Origin of the sequence: Sorangium sp. So ce327 (assembly GCF_051530205.1) — a bacterium.
In the GTDB taxonomy this organism is placed as follows: Bacteria; Myxococcota_A; Polyangia; order Polyangiales; family Polyangiaceae; genus Sorangium; species Sorangium cellulosum_B.
The window spans coordinates 384,042-401,515 of the sequence record NZ_CP150330.1 but is presented as its reverse complement, the minus strand read 5'-3'; the positions used below and the strand labels follow the sequence as shown (position 1 = coordinate 401,515).

Sequence of the window (17,474 nt, the reverse complement as noted above, 5' to 3'; positions counted from 1 at the left end):
AAGGAGCCCCTGGAGAGCGCGCCAACCAGCCCCCTGAAGAGACGGAGGAGCCCGCTCGCGGCGGGCGGCCCCGGAGGGCGACGCCCGTGGTGCCGCGCGCTGCGTCGAACGGCCGCGCGCTGCGTCGGCGGGCCGCGCGTCCAGCGCCCCTCCTCGTCCCCGTCCCTCCCCCGTCCCCCTCCCCTTCACGGTTGCGGCGCGGCGCGGTTCACGGCATAGACGCCGATCTGAATATGCAATTTCGCGGCGGAATGAACGAGCTGGTTCGCCAGGCGGCGCGCGTGCAGCGCAAGATCGACCAGGTGAAGGACGAGCTGAAGGACCGCGAGGTGAGCGCGACCGCCGCCGGCGAGAAGGTCACCGTCGTGGTCTCCTGCGAGGGCAAGGTGCGCCGGATCGAGGTCGACCCCGCCTTCCTCGCGAGCGAGGGCCTGGAGATGGCGCTCGACGCCATCGTGGCCGCATCGAACTCGGCGCTCGAGGCGGCCGACAAGCTCGTCGAGACCGAGATCACCAAGGTGACCGGCGGCGTCAAGCTCCCCGGCATGCACACTTGACGGCGTTGCGCTCCCCGTCGTCGCTCCCCGGCTCCTCGAAGGTCCCGAACGGCGACCGGGGCGCGCCCGCGGCCGGCTTCCGGAGCGCGCCCGGCGGCCTGCCCGGCCGGCTCTCGCGGGTCGCCCAGCTGCTCGCCCGCCTTCCGGGCGTCGGCGAGAAGACGGCGCAGCGCTTCGCCCTCTTCCTCGTGACCGCCGGCGAGGACACCGCGCGCGACCTGGGGGGCGAGCTCGTCGAGCTCTGCGATCACATCAGGCCGTGCATCCGGTGCGGCCACATCGCCGAGCTCGACGACGACGGCCAGGCGCTCTGCGCCATCTGCCTGGATACGCGGCGCGACGGCGCGCTCCTGTGCGTTGTCGCGCGCGTCCAGGACCTCCTGGCGATCGAGCGGAGCGGGGCGATGCGCGGGCGGTACTTCGTGCTCGGCCGGCTCCTCTCCCCGCTCGAGGGGGTCGGCGCCGAGGAGCTGCCGCTCGAGGCGCTCCGGGCGCGCGTGCGCGATCCCGAGCAGCCGGTGAGGGAGGTGCTGGTCGCCACCCCGCCTTCCGTCGACGGAGAGGCGACCGCGCTCCTGCTCGCGCGGGAGCTCGGCGCGATGGGGATCCAGGTCACGCGGATCGCCAGCGGCGTGCCGCACGGGGGAGATCTGGAGTTCGCCGACCAGGTGACGCTGGGGCGAGCCATCGAAGGCCGGAAGAGCTTCGGCTAGCAGGAAACGCGAGAATCGGCCCCAGCCAACGAAAGCGAGGGGCGGGGCGGGCGGGCGTCCTTCACGCCGAAGCGCCCACGAATTTCAGAGGTCGAAATGTCCAAAATCGCCATCACATCCGATCGGGCCCCGCGCGCCATCGGCCCCTACTCGCAGGCCGTCAAGGCCGGAGATCTCGTGTTCTGCAGCGGCCAGATCCCGATCGATCCCGCGACAGGCGAGCTCGTCGCCGGGGGGATCGAGGAGCAGACGGCCCGGGTGATCAAGAACCTGACCGAGGTGCTGTCCGCGGCCGGCGCGAGCTGGAGCGACGTGGTGAAGACCACGATCTACCTGACGGACCTCGCGGATTTCGCCATCGTCAACCAGGTGTACGGAGCAGCCGTCGGCGGCGTGCTGCCCGCACGGGCGACGGTGCAGGTGGCCGCGCTGCCCAAGGGCGCCGCCGTCGAGATCGAAGCTGTTGCCCATCTTTCGCGATAATCGGGGAGCCGCGGCCGCGGTCCCCATCTCCACTATGTCCCCGGGAGCCTCGACATGAGCACAAAGAACGAGAGCGAGAGCACGGAGCGGACCGCCAGCGCAGTTCCCGAATCTGCGCGCGAGGGCGCCCCCGATGCAGAGAGCGGAGACAAGCCGCGCGCGCGGCGGGTCGTCCGGTCGGCGAGCACGTCCGTCAGCGCGAGCGGCGCGAGCGGCGTGAAGCGGACCGACGAGCCCTCCGAGGGCGCGTCGGCGCAGCCCGCAGGCGAGGCGCCGCGCCCCTCGTCGAAGGCCGCTGCAAAGGAACCGCAGGGCTCGCTGCTGGATCTCATCGCGCCCCGCAAGCGGCCGGCGCTCGCAGACGCGCCGCCGCCGCCGACCACCGAGGACGCCGCGCCGCCGCCGGCCGCCGCGCCGCGGGTGGTGCGCGACTACCGCGCGCCCAGGCCCGAGCGGCCCGCCGTGGCCTCCGGCGGACCGAGGCCCGACCGCGGGCCCAGGCCCGATCGCGGCCCGCGGCCCGACCGTGGACCGAGGCCCGACCGCGGGCCGCGCCCCGACCGCGGGCCCAGGCCCGACCGTGGACCCAGGCCCGAGCAGGGCCCTGGAGCGGCGCAGGTAGCAGGCGCAGAGCAGGGCGCGAGGCCCGACCGCGGGCCGCGCCCCGACCGCCCCTGGTCCGACCGCGGGCCCAGGCCCGACCGTGGGCCCAGGCCTGACCGCGGGCCGCGCCCCGACCGCGGGCCGCGCCCCGAGCGCGGGCCCAGGCCCGACCGCGGCTTCTCGGCGCGGCCGGCAGGAGAAGGCGGTCGGCCGCAGGGCCCCGGGGGCGCCGAAGGACGAGCGCCCGCCGCGGCGAAGCAGCAGCAGAGCGACCGGATGGTGACCGTGGTCGGCCAGGGCGCGACCGCGACGGTCGTGACGGGCAAGAGCGCCCGGCAGCCGCAGGGCCCGGCCAAGCCGGCGCACCTCCTCTTCGCGCTCCCGGCCGCCAAGGCGAAGCCGGTCGCGACCACGGACAAGCCGGCGCCCACGGCGCGCGAGGCGCTCGGCGCGCGCACCGCGAAGGCCCAGCAGGCCGCGGCCACCGCGAAGAGCAAGACCGAGAGCGGCGCCCGCCCGGAAGGCAGCCCGAGCGCCGGGGCGACGAAGGTCGACTTCGACGCCGAGGTGCTCGCGGCGGGCTGGGATCGGGCGCTCGAGGCGCTGAAGTCGGCGGGCGACGCCGCGCCGGCGCTCGTCGACGCCTGGCTCGGCGCCTCCAACGCGGAGGCGATCGCGGCGGCCGCCGAGTCGGAGGACGCCTCCGGCGCGGCGCGGAAGGCGGCGCGGCGCGCGCTCAACGTGATCAAGTCGCGCGGGGTGACGATCCCGACGCGCCCGCGCGTGGTGCGGCTCGCGGAGGAGCGCGCCGAGGTGGTCGAGGCCACGCTCATCCCGCCCGACTCGAGCGGGACCGAGGCCATCGCGATCACGAGCCGCGACACCAGCGGCCGCTACCGGATCGCCGAGGTGATCGTGCGCGACTCGGTCGGCGTGCTGCACGCCGGCGCGGGGTGGCTCAGCGGCTCGCAGATCAAGGAGGGCCGCGCGCGCGCGTACGAGAACCTGGGCACGGCGCCCGTGCCGGTCTCCCTGGAGTGGGCGCGCCACCGGATCGCGGCCGCGAAGCGGCAGAACGCGGTGTCGGGGCAGGTCGTGCCGCTCGGGTTCGAGGGATGTCGCGATCTCATCGAGCCCGCGCCGGACGCCGAGCCGAGGCACCCGGTGGCGGACCTCGAAGAGAGCCTGACGGACGAGCTGGTGACGGCGCAGATCGCCGGCTCCGCCGCGCTGCACGAGGAGCCCGAGTTCCGGCACTGGCTGCCCTCGCGGCCGGCGCTCGACGAGCTCCTGCAGAAGGTCGGCCAGCGGCTCGGGGCCGCCGGGATGCGCGATCCCGGGCTTGTGAACACGGCCCTGCGGGAGGAGATCGACCTCGCGACCGACCGCTTCTTCTCGCCCGAGGTGCGCGGGCAGCTCGCGACGCGGATTCGAAGCAGCGCCGTGTCGCTGCGGGCGCGCAAGGGCGACGCGGCGGCCACCACCGCCCTCGCCGTCGCGCGCGCCATCAAGGACGCCGGGCTGATCACCTCGCCGCCGCGGGAGATCCCCTTCCTGGCGGCCTTCTTCCAGAAGGCGCTCGGCGTGCTCGCCCAGCAGGGCGGCGGGCAGCTGCGGATCCCGGTCCCGGCCGGCGCCGTCCCGCCCGCGAGGGACGCCGCGGCGGGCAGCGAGGAGCCCGCCGAGGGCTCCGGCCCCGAGGCCCAGCCGTCGACCGGCGGCTGATCGGGAGCGCCGGCCTCGCCGGCGCGCCGGCGACGCGAAGCCGGTGACCCAAAGGCCAGGAGGCGAGCCCGGGGCGACCCGGCGCTCGCCTCTCGGCTTTTGTCCTGGCGGAGCTACTTCACAGCGATGGTGATGTCGCCGTTCTCGGTGAAGAGCTCGAGCAGGCCGCCGTCGCCGTCCCCCATCGTGTACGACGTCGCGCTGCCCTCGCCGGCGGTGGCCCACGTCGAGGGGATCCCCTGCTCCACGACGTCGCCGTTGAGCGTCTGCGCGGTCATCGTCCCGTCCACCCCGGCCGGCACCGAGAGCTCGATCGCGCCGTTGCCGGAGCTGATCGCGCCGTCGGAGGCGCTCCACGCGTCGAGGTCGACGAAGACATGACCGTTGTCGGTGGTCACGTCGATCGCGCCGCGCGCGCCGACCACGTCGATGCTGCCGTTGTCGCTCACCACGGTGGTGCCCCGGGACGGGGCGCCATCCAGGTTGATCTCGACGCCGCCGTTGTCCTGCTCGACACGGAGCCCGCCGTCGAACGCGGCGGGCAGGACGACCTGGATGTCGGCGCCCAGCCCTCCCCACCCGCCCGACACGCGCCGCGTCGAGATCACGACATCGCCGTCGGTGATCGCGGCGAGCTTGAGGTCGTTCTCGATCTCCTCCACCGCGACCTGGTTCTCGTCCTTCTTGCGCATCGTGAACGGGGAGAAGATGACCTCGACCTCGCTCACGTCCCCGGTGACGACCTCGACGTCCCCGTTCTCGCTCACGATGCGGACGCTCTGGGTCGGTAGGTAGTCGACCCGAGCGCGCTCCTCGGTGCCCTCGTAACGTACGAGGGTCTCAGCGGTGATGGAGTTGTCGTCGATGCTCAGGGCACATCCGGCCGTCGCTGCAGCGGACGCGGAGCACACCAGGAAGCAGGCGATTCGAAGCGAGCGATTCATCATGGATTCCTCTCGGGCAGATTGTACGGCGGGCGAAGTGCGAGCCCCATCCGACCCGCGCAGGGAACATGCCGGCCAGTTCCTTGGACGCGCGCTCCGAGCGGCACGTCATGGATCGCAAGATTTCGACGCTGTCGAGACGGCCGCAGCGGGCTCAGGGCGTCTCCCACGGGAGGGGCATCGCACCAGCACCCACCCTCCTGCGGAAAGCCGCGTGCAGCGCCCGGGTCTTCGGGCCGGGGACACCCGCGCCGATCGTGTGGGCGTCCACGCGAACGACCGAGACGATCTCCCGGAGGCTCGAGGTGATGAACACCTCCTCGGCGGCGAGGAGCCGGGCCATCGTGACCGGCTCGCAGCACACCGGCATGCCGAGCTCGCCGGCGACGTGCATCACGTGAGCCCGGGTGATGCCGACGAGGATCCCTGCCTCCTTGGGCGGCGTGATCAGCAGGTGCCCCGGGTCCTCCGCGCCCTCGAGCGCCGCGGGCCTCCGCTCGACGAGGAAGACGTTGGACGTCGTGCCCTCGACGACATGACCTGACGGGTCGAGGATCAGCGCCTCGTGCGCCCCCGCGGCCCGCGCCTGGCGCAGGGCGAGCAGGCTCTCGAGGTAGTTCGAGACCTTGGCGCCGGGCGCCGCGTCGCCGGCCCGCTGGGTGCAGATCGTGATGACCGAGATCCCCTCGCGGTAGAGCCCGCCCGGCAGCGGCTTCAGCGGCTCGACGAGGATGACGCGGAGGGGCGCGCCCGCGAGCGAGGGATCGAGCCCGAGCGGGCCGCTGCCGCGCGTCAGCATCACCCGGAGGGTGCTCTCGAGCGGCGCGGCCGAGCCCGCAACGGACGCCGAGCCCTGAGCGCCCGCCGAGCCCGCCGTGCCCCCGGCGCTCCCGGCCGCCGTCGCTGCCCGGAGCAGCGCGACGACCTCGCGGCCGAGCTCGTCGCGCGGGATCGGCAGGGCGAGCGCGATCCGCTCGGCCGAGCGCTCGAGGCGGGCGAGGTGCTCTTCCAGAGCGAACGGCTCGCCGCCGTAGGTGCGGATGGTCTCGAAGACGCTGTCGCCGTAGAGGAAGCCGCGGTCGTAGACCGAGACCCTGGCCTCCTCCGGCCGGTGGATGACACCATCGATGCTGACTAGCCGCGTCACGCGGCGAGATTACGTCACTTCTTGAGCTGCGCCAGGAGCTCCTTCGCCGGGGCGAAGTCCCGCTCGTTGTCGAGCGCGCGCTCCAGCATCTGGATCGCCTTCTTGTCGTCGTTCTGACGGTGGCTGATCACGCCGAGGTAATAGAAGACCTCGCCCTTGCTGATCGGCGCGCCCTCGTCGAGCTTCTGGAGGAGCAGGGCGCGGAAGGTCTTCTGCGCGCGATCGATGTGCGCCGCCTTCGCCGCGTCGTCGCCCGACTCCGACAGATCGAGCGCCAGCACGCCGAGGTCGCGGAGGATGGCGATCGAGCCCGGATCGATCTTGAAGGCGATGTCGAGCTCGGCGAGCGCCCGCTCCCGCTGCCCCTCGGCCAGGTAGGCCTTGGCGAGGCGGTGGTGGATCGCGGCGAGATCCTTCGAGCGGCGGCCGCCGTAGGACTCGACGATCTGCTGGAGCGCCTCGGCGGCCTTCTGGCCGCGGCCCGAGGCGCTGTACGCGTCGCACAGCGCGAGCAGGAGCTCGCGGTCGCCCGGCACGAGCTCGGTCGCCTTGACCAGGAGGTCCGCCGCGCGGCCGGGATCGCTCCGCTTCGCCAGGTGGATGCCGGCCGCCTTGCGGTAGAGCGCCACCTTCTCGGCCGGCTGCGCGGCCGCCTCGGCGTCGCCGGTGATGAGATCGGCGAGCTCGGTGAAGGCCTGCTGCTTCTCGTAGAGGGCGAGGAGCTGCTTCCTGATCTCCTGCGCCGACCCGTCCGCCGCGAGCCCCCGCTCGAGCACGCGCCGGACCGCGCCCTCGTCGCCGAGGGACCGGTGCAGATCCGCGAGCCGGAGCGCCGTGGCCACCGCCTCCGCGGCGCGGGCGTCCTCGAGGATCACCTCGAGCCGCTGCGCCGCCTCGGCCTTCTCCCCGCGCTGCTCGTGCAGGCGCGCCAGCGCGAGGAGCGCGCCGTGGTGGCGCGGCTCGCGCTCGAGGACCGCGCGGTAGGTCTCGATCGCCCGCGCCGTGTCGTTCAGCCGCGCCTCGTAGACCTCGCCGAGGCGGACGCTGTACGAGAGCTCCGCCGCGACGTCGCCGCGGTCCTTCGCGCGCTCGATCTGCGTGACGAACAGGTCCGACAGCTCCTGATCGCGGCCCGTCTTCTCGAGCAGCTGGGCGAGCAGGACGGTCGCCTTCTCGTTGTCGGGCTGCTCGTCGAGGACCGCGCGCAGGTGCTCGGTCGCCTCGCTCACGGCGTCGAGCCGCGAGAGGCAGATCTCCGCGCTCTCGAGGCGCAGCGCCGAGCGGGCCTCGGGCGACTCCGCCAGGTCGGTGAGCCGCTCGAGCAGCGCGAGCAGCTCCTTGTGCTTGCCGGCCTTCGCGTAGAGCTCGCGCAGCGCCGTCGCGGCGCGCGCGTCGCCCGGATCCGCCTCGAAGAGCGTCTCGTAGAGCTCGATCGCCGCCGCGTCGTCGCCGAGCCGCTCGCGCGCGACCGCCGCGGCGGCGTGCCGCGCGTCGCGGATGCGCTCGGCCTCGGCGTAGAGCTCGGACTGGCGCACGAGCAGCCGGAAGACCTCCTTGTGGTCGCCCGCCTCCTCCCGCACCTTCGTGAGCTCGGCGAGCGCCCAGGTGTCGCCCTCGTCCGCGGCGATCATCTCGCGCAGGATCGCCTCGACGAGCTCCCGGTCGCCCAGCGCGCGCTCCGCGAGCTCCTTCGCCTCGCGGCGGAGCTCGCCCGCGCTCCCTTCCATGCCGTCGAGGGCGGCGATCCGGCGCAGCGTGCCGATGAGGTCGCGCTCGCGCCCTGGCGCCCGCTGCAGCTCCTCGATCGACCGCAGGATGTGCTCGCTCGTGGCGTCGTGCGTGAGCGCCGCCTCGTACGCCGCCTCGGCGGCCTTGGCGTCGCCCACCTTGTTCTTCTGCCACTCGGCGATGCGCATCCAGAGGTCGCGCGCCGTGTCGCCGTCGAGCTCGGTCCCGGCCCGCACCGCCCGCTCCAGGGCGGAGGCGGCGCTCGCCCAGCCGCCCGTCAGCGGGGCCAGGCGCTCGATCTCGCCGAGCACGTCCGGGTCCGACGGGTCGTCGGCGAGCGCCTTCTCGAGGGTCTCCAGCGCCGCCCTCGGGTCGTTCGAGCGCACCTCGAGCACCTTCGCCAGGTCGAGGCGCATGCGGATCCGCTCCGCGCCGCCCGGCGCGAAGCGGATGCGCTTCTCGTAGAGGCGCGCCAGCGCGGCGTTGTCGCCCCGCGTCCGGTAGACGCCCTCGAGCGCCTCGGCCGCCTCGTCGAAGAGCGCCGGGTCCTCGGTGAGCGCCTCGATCGCGCCGCTCGCCCGCTCGTGATCGACCGCGCGATCGAGCGCCTGCCGCAGGGTGTTCAGGCCCTGGGGCTTGTCGCCGAACGACCCGATCTGGATCACCGCGAGCCGGTAGAAGAGATCCGCCTGGTCGCGATCGCCGGGCGTGACCGCGACGCGGCGCTCGAGCACGTCCGCGAGCGACCGCTCGTCGGCGAGGCGGCCGTAGAGCCGGTCCAGCGCCTCGAGGAGCTCGGGCGTGTCGCCGGCGTGCTCGACGGCCTTCGCGTAGGCCTGGGCGCTGCGCCGGTCGTCGCCGAGCTTCTCCTCGGCGATGCGGCCGATCCGCAGGAACAGGTCCTTCGCGATCGTCGCGTCGAACGTCGCCGCGGCGCGCTGCGCGAGCGCGTCGCAGTAGCGGCCGAAGCCGTCCGTGCGCTCCGCGAGCCGCTCGATCTCGCCGTGCAGCGACGCGTCGTCCGGCGCGTCCTCCAGCGCGCGGAGCAGCGCCTGCTCCGCCTCGAGCGGGCGGCCGAGCTGCACGTCCTGCACGAGGGCGATCGCCCGGAGGGTCGCGGACCGGTCGGTCGGCTCGGTCTGCGCGCGCAGGCGCAGCTCGAGCGCGGCCGCGAGCTCCTCGTGGCGGCCGGCCGCGCGGAGGACGGGCTCGAGCACCTCGGCGGCGTCGAGCCGCAGCTCCTCCCGGCCCTCGCCGATGGCGCGGACCGCCTGGATCGCGTGGTCGTTCACCGCGTCCTCGTCGAGGACGAGCCGGTACTGCTCGATCGCGTCGCTCGGGCTCTCCAGCTCCCCCGCGTAGAGGTCGCCGATCGCCGTCCGCAGCTTGATGCGCGCGCCCCTGTCCGCGGCCGCGCTCGCCTGGAGCATCAGGTTCGACAGGAGCTCGTCCCACATCCGCTCGGCCCGGTAGAGCCGCTCCAGCGAGGACAGCACCGCCGGATCGCCCTGCTTCGCCTCGAGCGCCGCGTTGAGCGCCGCGATCGCGTCGCGCGGGCTCGAGAGATCCCGCTCGTAGCGCTCGGCGGCGCGCACGTTGAGGTCGTAGCGCAGCTCCTCCTCGTCGGGGCCCGCGAGCTCGACGCGCCGGCCGTAGAGCTCGACGAGGCGGCTCGCGGCGCCGCGCGGCTCGTGCAGCTCGATGAGGGCGTCGATCGTCATCGCGCTCTCCGGATCGAGCTCGAGCGCCCGCTCGTACGCCTGGATGGCGCCCTCCGTGTCCTCGAGCATCTCGAGCTTGGTCTCGGCGATCCGCCGGCAGATCGAGGCGTTCTCCTCGTCCGACGCCATCTCGCTCTTCTTCTCGAGGACGGAGATCAGCGTGTCCCAGTCGCTGAGCAGCACGGCCAGGGTGTCCATCTGCTCGAGCGGCTCGGGATCGCTCGGGTCGAGCGCCGACAGCCGCGCGTAGGCGCGGAGCGCCCGGCGCGGGTCGTCGATGCGCGTGTCGTAGACCTTGGCCAGCGACGAGAGCAGCTCGCGCTTCGTGAGCTCGTCCGACGTGGTGGTCACCCCCGCCTCGAGGCTGTCCGCGAGCTCCTCCCAGGCGCCGAGCTGCTCGGCGAGCCGCTCGAGCTCGCCGCGCGTCTCGCCGTCGTCCGGATCGAGGCCGAACGCCGTCCGCGTCGCGTCGAAGGCGCGCAGCTCGTCGTTGCCGCGCGTCTCCCAGAGCTTCGCCGTCTCCCGGAGCACCGCGACCTTCTCGCGCGCGTCCGAGGCGAGGCCGAACCGCTCGTCGTTGAGCCGGACGAGCTGCCGCCAGTCGTCCGCCCCCTCGTAGAGCGGGCCGAGGATCTCGACGACCCGCGCCTTGTGCTGCGGATCCTGGATGAGCGCCTCGAGCGCCCGGATCGCCTCGGCGTGCGAGGGCACCTCGCCGACGATGGCCTCGAGCTGATCGATCGCGCCCGAGGTGTCCTCGAGCCGCGTGCGCAGGAGCGCCGCGAGCGCGAGCCGGTAGGGCGCCGCCCGCTCGCCGTTCGGGGCCGCCTCGGCCCGGCGCAGGTAGAGATCGGCGAGGTCGCGCGGCCGGTCGAGCTCGCGGTAGAGCTCCGTCAGCGCGTCGAGCGCCCGGGCGTCGTTCTCGTCGACGTCGAGCGCCGCGCGGTACGTCTCGATCGCGAGCGCGGGCTCGCGGAGCTCCGTCCGCTCCAGGCGCGCGATCGTGTGGAGCGCGTCGAGCCGGTCCTCGTCCTTCCGGTAGTCGAGCGCCGCGCGGTAGAGCTGGATGCGCTCGGCGTGGCGCCCTTCCTTGACGAGCAGCCCGTCGATCGCGTCGAACAGCTCGCGCGAGTCCGGCTCGAACTCGTGCGCGCGCCGGTACCACCGCAGCGCGTCCGCCACGTCGCCGAGCTGGGCGTAGAGCTCGCCGGTGCGCCGGCTGAGCTTCGCGCTCGACGCGTCGTCCGAGGTGAGCTCCCCGAGCTCCGCCGCGTAGATCTCCGCGAGCCGCCGCTCCGCGCTCGCCACCTTCGCGAGCCGCTCGAGCTCCGCCCAGACCCCCTCGTCGGTGAGGTCCTCGTGGAGGAGCTTCGCCACCGTCTCGAGCGCCGCGCGGTAATCCTCGAGCTGCTCCTCGTGCAGCGTCGCGAGCCGCTGCAGCAGATCGCGGCGCTCGACCGGGTCCTGGCTCGCGGCGAGGCGCGCGTCGAGCGCGATCTTCACCCGGTTCCAGTCCGCCCGGCGCAGGTACACCGGCTCGAGCATCTCGCCCGCGCGCGCCCTGTGCTCCGCCTCGGCCGAGCCCTCGAGGATCGCCTCGAGCAGCGAGACCGCGCCCTCGTGCGCCGGATCGATGAGCAGCGCCTCGGAGAGCTCGTCGAACGCGCGCTGCAGGTCCTCGGTGTGCCGGTGCGCGACGAGCGCGATCTTGACGTGCAGCTCCGCGAGGTCGCCTGCGCGCACGTCGAGCTGCCGCTCGTAGAGCCGGATGAGGTCCTGGAAGCGCCCCGCCTCGCGGTACAGGCCGTCCAGCGCCGCGATCGCGTCCGGGTGGAGCGCGATGTCGAGGATCGTCTCGTAGGTCGCGATCGCGCTGGCCTGGTCCCCGAGCGGGCCCCGCTCGAGCTCGGCGATCCGGAAGAGCAGCCCCGTCTTCTCCTCGTCGGTCTCGGCGTTCTCGACCCGGAGCTTCAGGATCTCGAGCAGCCGCCCGGCGTCGCGCGCCTCGCCGTAGAGCTCCTCCAGCGCGATCATCGCCCGCCGGTCGTCCCCGCGGGCCTCGAGCGCCTTCTTGTACTGCTCGACCGCGAGCTCGCGGTCGTCGAGCTTGTGCCGCGCGAGCTCGCCGACCCGCAGCCGCACGTTCTGCTGCACGTCGCCGTCGAGGATGTCCGGCGCGATGCGCTGGAACAGCTCGCACACCTCGGACCAGCGCCCCGTGGCCTCGCCGAGCCGCTCGACCGTGGCGATCCAGGTCGTCACCTCGGGCTCACCCGCCGCCTCCCGCACGCCGCGGAGCGCGTAGCCGAACGCCCGCGACGTGTCGCCGAGCGGCCCCTCCGCGGTGCGGAGCGACTTCTGCAGGGTTGCGAGCCGCTCGCTCGGGAGATCCGAGGTCTCGACCTTGATCTCCAGGACCCGGAGGAGGCGCTCGGCGTCGCCGTCCGCCTCGTAGAGCGGCTCGAGCGTCTCGGCCGCGTCGCGCCGCGCGTCCTCCCGCTCGAGCATCGCCTCGAGCGCCGCGCGGCAGCGCGCGTTCGACGGGTCGAGCGAGAGCGCCTGGCGGTACGCCTCGAGCGCCCCCGTCGCGTCGGCCTGGTGCAGCCGCCGCACGTCGCCGAGCCGCGCCAGCAGATCGAGCCGGGCGGGCGTCTCCACCGCGAGGGACAGGTCCACCTCCAGCGTCTCGGCGAGGTCGACCCAGCGCTCGTCGAGCTCGTAGAGCTCCTCGAGGGCCGCGAGCGTCGGGCGCTCGGGGCCGAACTCGTCGAGCACCGCGCGCCACGCGTTGATCGCCTCGGGCACGTCGGCGAGCTTCTGCGCGAGCGTCTCGGCCGCCTTTGTCATCGCGCGCCGCCGCTCCTCCGGCTCCGTCGTCGACTGCTCGCGCGCCCGGAGCACGGAGACGAGCTCCCGCCACTGCGACGTCCGCTCGTAGAGCCGCTCGAGCGCCGCGAGCGCCGCCACGTCGGCGCCGTCGTCGCCGAGCCGCGCCTGCCAGGCCTCGATCGCCCTGGCCGGGTCGTCCAGCACCGTCTCGTGCAGGGTGCCGATGCGCTCGTAGAGCGACCGCCGCGTCTCGACGTTCTCCTCGAGGCGCACCTCGATCGCGAGCACGCCCGCCAGCGCCTGGTGCTGCTCCTTCGCCGCGTAGATGCGGCCGAGCGCCTGCGCCGCCGGGATCACCAGCGTCGGATCGGTCGGATCGATGGCGAGCACGCGCCGGTAGACCTTCTCGGCCCGGTCGGCGTCGCCGAGGAGGTCCTCGCAGATCCTCGCGACTTCCATCAGGATTTCGCCGCGGATGGTCGCCGTCCCGCACGCGTCCGCGGCCGCCGTGAGCACCTCGGCGACCTGCTCGTGCTCGCCGAGGCGCCGGCCGATCTCGATGAGCCGCTCGCGCGCCGCGAGGTCCTCCGGCTCGAGCGGCAGGAGCTCCGACAGGCTGGCGAACGCGCCCGCGTCGTCCCTGAGCCGCTCGTCCTGGAGCACGCTGACCCGGCGGAGCAGCTCGCGCCGCTCCGACTCGGTCTCGGCGCCCTGGCGCCGGATCTCGAGGACCCGCACGAGCTGCCGGATCTCGTCCCGCGCCTCGTACACCGCCTCGAGCACGCGCGCCGCCCGGAGCCGGAGCGCCCCGATGTCGAGCAGCCGCTCGACGAGCTCGCGCGCCTTCGGGTCGTTCTGGCGGATCCGCAGCACGTCCTCGAGGTGCCCGAGCGACCCCTCGGGCTCGTGCAGCCGGTCGAGGTAGATGCTGCCGAGCGACAGCTTGATCTCGACGCTCTCGGCCTCGGTCGCCGTCTTCAGGCGCTGCTCGAGGAGCGCGGCGAGGTCGCGGAAGCGGCCCTCGCGCTCGTAGAGCTTCTCCAGCGAGTCGAGCGCCGCCGTGTAGAACGGATCGAGCTCGAGGATGCGCTCGTAGTAGCCGATCGCCTTGGCGGCATCGCCGATGATCTCCTCGGCGATGAGCGCCACCTCGTTGAGCAGCTCGATGCGCTCGCTCTGGTCCGTCGTGCCCTTCGCGGCGCGGTCGTAGAGCTCCTCGAGCTCGCCCCACCGCTCGGCCGCCGTCAGGATCTGCTTCAGCCGCTCGAACGCGCGGTGGTTGTTCGGGTCGAGGCTCAGCACCCGCTCCAGGTAGGGCTTCGCGCCCTCCGGGTCGCCGAGCTGCTCGTCGTGGAGGCTCGCCGCGCGCTCGCAGAGCTCGACCTCCACGGAGCTGCCGAGCACCTTGTCGCCCTCGGTGCGGCCCGCGACGAGGTGCACGCGGTACGCCTCCGCGAGGTCGGTCGGGCGGCCGGCGCGCCGCGACAGCTCGGCGGCGCGATCCCAGAGCTCGATGTCGTCCGAGAACTCGTGCAGCGCCCGGAGGAGCGCGTCGAACGCCGTCCCGGCCGCGTGCAGCTTCGTCTCCTCGACGCTCGCGAGCGTGAGGTAGAGCTCCCGCCGCCGCGCCGGATCCCGCTCCGACTCGAGGATGACCCGGAGCGCCATCGCCTCGCGCCGGTGGTTGCCCGTCTCGGCGTACTCGACGGCGAGCACCTTGGCCGCGCGCACGCGCGTCTCCGGGCGCTCGACGAGCCGCGAGAGGACGGTGATCGCGTCCGGGTCGTGCGCCGCCAGATCGAGCGCGCGCACCGCCGCCTCGAACGCGTCCGCGGGCCGATCCAGCCGGTCCAGGTAGAGCGTCGCGAGCTCGATCTCGCGGCGCGCCCGCTCGTCGCCCTCGCTGACGTCGCGGTGCGTGGCCACGATCACGGACGCCGCCTCGTACTCGCCCGCGGCGTTCAGGAGGCGCGAGAGCACCCGCAGCGCGTTGATGCGCCCGGGCGTCAGCGCGATGACCTTGCGCAGGAGCTCGATCGCCTTCGCGGGGTCGCCGAAGACCTCCTCCTCGAGCGTCGCCCACTCCTCGAGGATCTCGGCGCGGTCCTCGCCCCCGACCTGGCTCGCCCTGAGCTCGAACAGCCACCGCAGATCGGCCTGCCGCTCGTTCGCCCGGAGGAGCGCGTCGAGCGCCCGCACCGTGGCGTCGTCGGACGGATCGTCCTCGACGAGGCCGCGGTAGACGGTCACCGCCTCGTCGAGCTTGCCCATCTCGCGCGCGTACACCTCGGCGAGCTTCAGCCGCAGCGTGCGCTGCACGTCGGTCTCGAGGTCCTCCGCCGTCCGGAGCCGGCCCTCGACCGCCTCGACGAACGGCCCCCACGAGCCCGCCGCCCGCGACCAGGCCTCGAGCAGATCGAGCCCGTCGTCGTCCGGCTTCAGCTCGTAGGCGCGGCGCGCGTAGCCGAGCGCGCTCGGCTTGTCCGAGAGCGGCCCGCCCGTCACCGCCGCGAGCTTGCGCAGCATGCCGACCTGCGCCTCGGCGTCGTCGGTCGCGTCGAGGAGGATCTCGTAGAGCGCCGGCAGCCGGGCCCACTTCTCCTCCTCCTCGTAGATCGGCACGAGCGCCGCCGCGGCGCGCGCGTCCTTCGGAGAGACGCTGAGCACGCGCTCGTACGAGCGCGCCGCGCGCTCGGGCGCCTTGAGCTGCTCCTCGAAGATCCGGGCCGCGCGGAAGGAGATGTCGAGCTTCGTGGCCGGGTCGGTCGCCTTGTCCGCCGCGCCCGAGAGGAAGTCGACGAGGCCCTCCCAGTCGTTCTGCGAGGCGTAGAGCTCCTCGAGCCCGTCCCAGTCGCCCGCGGCGAAGTACGCGTCGCGCAGGACGCGGAGCGCGCGCGCGTGCCCCGGCGAGAGCGTGAGCACGCGCCGCCACGTCCGCGCCGCCTGGGCCGGATCCTTGAGGCGCTCGGCGTACACCGCCCCGAGCTTCTGCAGCGAGACGAGCCGCGCCGCGTCGTCGGGCGCGAGGTCGACGCGGCGCTCGAGCACCTCGGCGACCGTGCCGAAGTCCTTCTCGCGCTCGGCCTGCTTCTCCAGCGCGTCGAGCACCCCGGGGGCGCTCGGGTCGAGCTCGAGGATCCGCTTCTGCAGCGCGATCGCGTCCGCGCCGCGGTCGAGCCGCTCGGCCGCGAGCTTGGCCATCTCGCCGAGGAGCTCGATCTTGGCGGCGCCCTCGGCGCCCTCGAGCTTGCGCTCGTAGAGCGAGTAGAGCTGCGGCCAGGCGCGCCGCTTCAGGTAGAGCTCGCGGAGCTTCTGCTGCGCCTCCTCGTCGATCGGCTCGACCGTGAGCAGCGCCTCGTACGCCGCGATGGCGTTCTGGACGTTGGAGAACTGGTCGAACCAGCGCCGCGCGACCGCGCGGTAGAGCCCCGCCTTCTCGGCGGGGCTCTCGGTCAGCTCGGCGAGGCGCTGCTGGTACGAGAGCAGGTCGCGCCAGCGCCCGAGCGACTCGTAGATGCGGGTCAGCTCCCGCACGGCGTCGACGTCCTTGTCGTCGAGCTGGACGATCTGGGTGAGGACCGTGACGAGGGCCGCGTCGTTCTTGGCGCGATCGCGGTAGATCCCGGCGATGTCGCGGAGCACCCCGACCCTGCCGGCGACGTCGTCGGCGGGCGTGCGCTCCAGGTCCTGCCGGTGGAGCTCGACGAGGGCGTTGTACCCCTCGGTCTGCAGGTAGAGGCGCTTCAGCGCGTCGCGCGCCTGGCGGTTCTCCGGGTCGGTCCGGAGCACGGACTTGTACTGCTCGATCGCCTTGGCGGCGTTCTCCTGCGACTCGGCGAGCCGCGCGAGCTCCGTGGCGATGGCGCGCTTCTCGGCGCCGTCGGGCACGGCGCGCTGCGCGTCCGTGAGGATCGTCGTGAGCCGCGGCTTGTCGCCGCGCTGCTCGAGGACCTCGCGGTAGAAGTTGAGCATCCCGGCGTGCGCGGGGTCGGCGCGGCGCACGCGGTCGAAATAGGGCTCGGCCGCCTGGGGCTGGCCGCGCATGCGCCAGTGGACCATGGCGATCTGCACGAGCATGCCGAGCTCCTCGCCGGGCTTCACGCCGCCGCTGCGGAGCTGGTCCTCGTAGAGGGCGACGAGGCGATCCCAGTCGCCGGCGGCGGAGTAGGCCTCGGTCAGGAACGAGAGCGCCTCGGGCTGGCCGGGCGAGAGGTCGAGCAGCTCCTCGTACGCCCCGACCGCGCGGGCCGGATCGTTCAAGCGGGCCTTGGTGGTGCGCGCGGCGCGGAGGGCCGCCGCGATGCGGTCCTCCTTGAGCTGGGCCTCGGCCTTGACGAGCGACTGGACGCGGACGACGGCGTCCCAGTCCCCCGCGGAGGAGAAGGCGATCTCGGCGAGGTTGGCCGCGCGGAGGTTCTTCGGGTCGAGCATGAGGGCGAGCTCGATGAGCTCGGCCACCCTGGCGCCGAGCTCGGCGCGGCCGTAGCGGTAGCCGATGTCGGCCGCGCTCGTGTAGAGCGCGCTCTTGAAGGCGCCGTCGGTCGCGCCCTCGGCCTCGGCCACGTACCGGTCCACGAGGTCGCGCCACCGCTCGCGCTTCGAGGCGTCGGTCTCGAGCGCCTCGGCCGCGGCGTCGTCGTCGGGGCGCAGCTCGAGCAGCCGCTTGTACGCGGCCGCCGCGCGGTCGACGTCGATGAGCTCCTCGTGGTAGACGCGGGCGAGCTCGGCCTGCATCGCGGGCTCGACGGCGCTGCCTGCGGCGAGGGCGATCTCCAGCTCGAGGAGGCGGGCCACGGCCTGCCATTCCTTCCGCTGCTCGTGCCGCCCGCGCGCCGCGCCGAGCAGGCGCTCGACGTCCCCGGGGCCCGCGCCGTTGTTCGGAGCAGTCACGGCCTCCGCGAGCTCGTTCCAGGCTGCCTCGTTTTCGGGCTCATCCTGCAGACGCCCAAGGGCCATCCGAATCGTCTCAACGCTCATCGTCTCTCCGCGGACCTCGCGAATTCGGTCCGGTCCGTTCACGGGCC

Annotated in this window: 7 protein-coding genes; 4 read left to right on the top strand and 3 right to left on the bottom strand. The window is 73.8% G+C overall.

Annotated elements, in window-relative coordinates; all coding sequences use genetic code 11:
• Window positions 1-233: 233 nt before the first annotated feature.
• The 4 genes from WME95_RS01485 to WME95_RS01470 all read left to right on the top strand — a co-directional run bounded on the left by WME95_RS01485 (window position 234) and on the right by WME95_RS01470 (window position 4,081).
• Window positions 234-557 carry a YbaB/EbfC family nucleoid-associated protein gene (locus tag WME95_RS01485; protein WP_437906637.1) on the top strand — a complete coding sequence of 108 codons (324 nt, stop codon included), beginning with the start codon at window positions 234-236 and terminating at the stop codon, window positions 555-557.
• Window positions 558-655: 98 nt separating this feature from the next.
• A complete protein-coding gene (gene recR / locus WME95_RS01480) occupies window positions 656-1,270 on the top strand; it encodes a recombination mediator RecR (protein ID WP_437910940.1) in 615 nt (204 codons plus the stop codon).
• 96 nt (window positions 1,271-1,366) lie between these two features.
• Window positions 1,367-1,753, top strand: a complete 387-nt coding sequence (locus tag WME95_RS01475) for a RidA family protein (protein ID WP_437279214.1) — start codon at window positions 1,367-1,369, stop codon at window positions 1,751-1,753.
• Between the two features lie 54 nt (window positions 1,754-1,807).
• Window positions 1,808-4,081: a hypothetical protein gene (locus WME95_RS01470; RefSeq protein WP_437906635.1), complete on the top strand. Its 2,274-nt coding sequence runs from the start codon at window positions 1,808-1,810 to the stop codon at window positions 4,079-4,081.
• A gap of 113 nt (window positions 4,082-4,194) precedes the next feature.
• On the opposite strand, the gene WME95_RS01465 is transcribed toward WME95_RS01470, so the two are convergent.
• The 3 genes from WME95_RS01465 to WME95_RS01455 all read right to left on the bottom strand — a co-directional run bounded on the left by WME95_RS01465 (window position 4,195) and on the right by WME95_RS01455 (window position 17,340).
• Window positions 4,195-5,028 carry a hypothetical protein gene (locus WME95_RS01465; RefSeq protein WP_437906633.1) on the bottom strand — a complete coding sequence of 278 codons (834 nt, stop codon included), beginning with the start codon at window positions 5,026-5,028 and terminating at the stop codon, window positions 4,195-4,197.
• A 151-nt stretch (window positions 5,029-5,179) separates the two neighbouring features.
• Window positions 5,180-6,172, bottom strand: coding sequence for an aminotransferase class IV (locus tag WME95_RS01460; RefSeq protein ID WP_437906631.1), 993 nt, complete (start codon window positions 6,170-6,172; stop codon window positions 5,180-5,182).
• Between the two features lie 14 nt (window positions 6,173-6,186).
• Entirely contained in the window at window positions 6,187-17,340 is an 11,154-nt protein-coding gene (locus WME95_RS01455; protein WP_437906629.1) for a tetratricopeptide repeat protein, read from the bottom strand.
• Between the last annotated feature and the right edge of the window lie 134 nt (window positions 17,341-17,474).

Coding starts and splice junctions, on each gene's coding strand:
- WME95_RS01485 (WP_437906637.1), top strand. CDS start 234: ATGCAATTTCGCGGCGGAATGAACGAGCTGGTTCGCCAGGCGGCGCGC.
- WME95_RS01475 (WP_437279214.1), top strand. CDS start 1,367: ATGTCCAAAATCGCCATCACATCCGATCGGGCCCCGCGCGCCATCGGC.
- WME95_RS01470 (WP_437906635.1), top strand. CDS start 1,808: ATGAGCACAAAGAACGAGAGCGAGAGCACGGAGCGGACCGCCAGCGCA.
- WME95_RS01465 (WP_437906633.1), bottom strand. CDS start 5,028: ATGATGAATCGCTCGCTTCGAATCGCCTGCTTCCTGGTGTGCTCCGCG.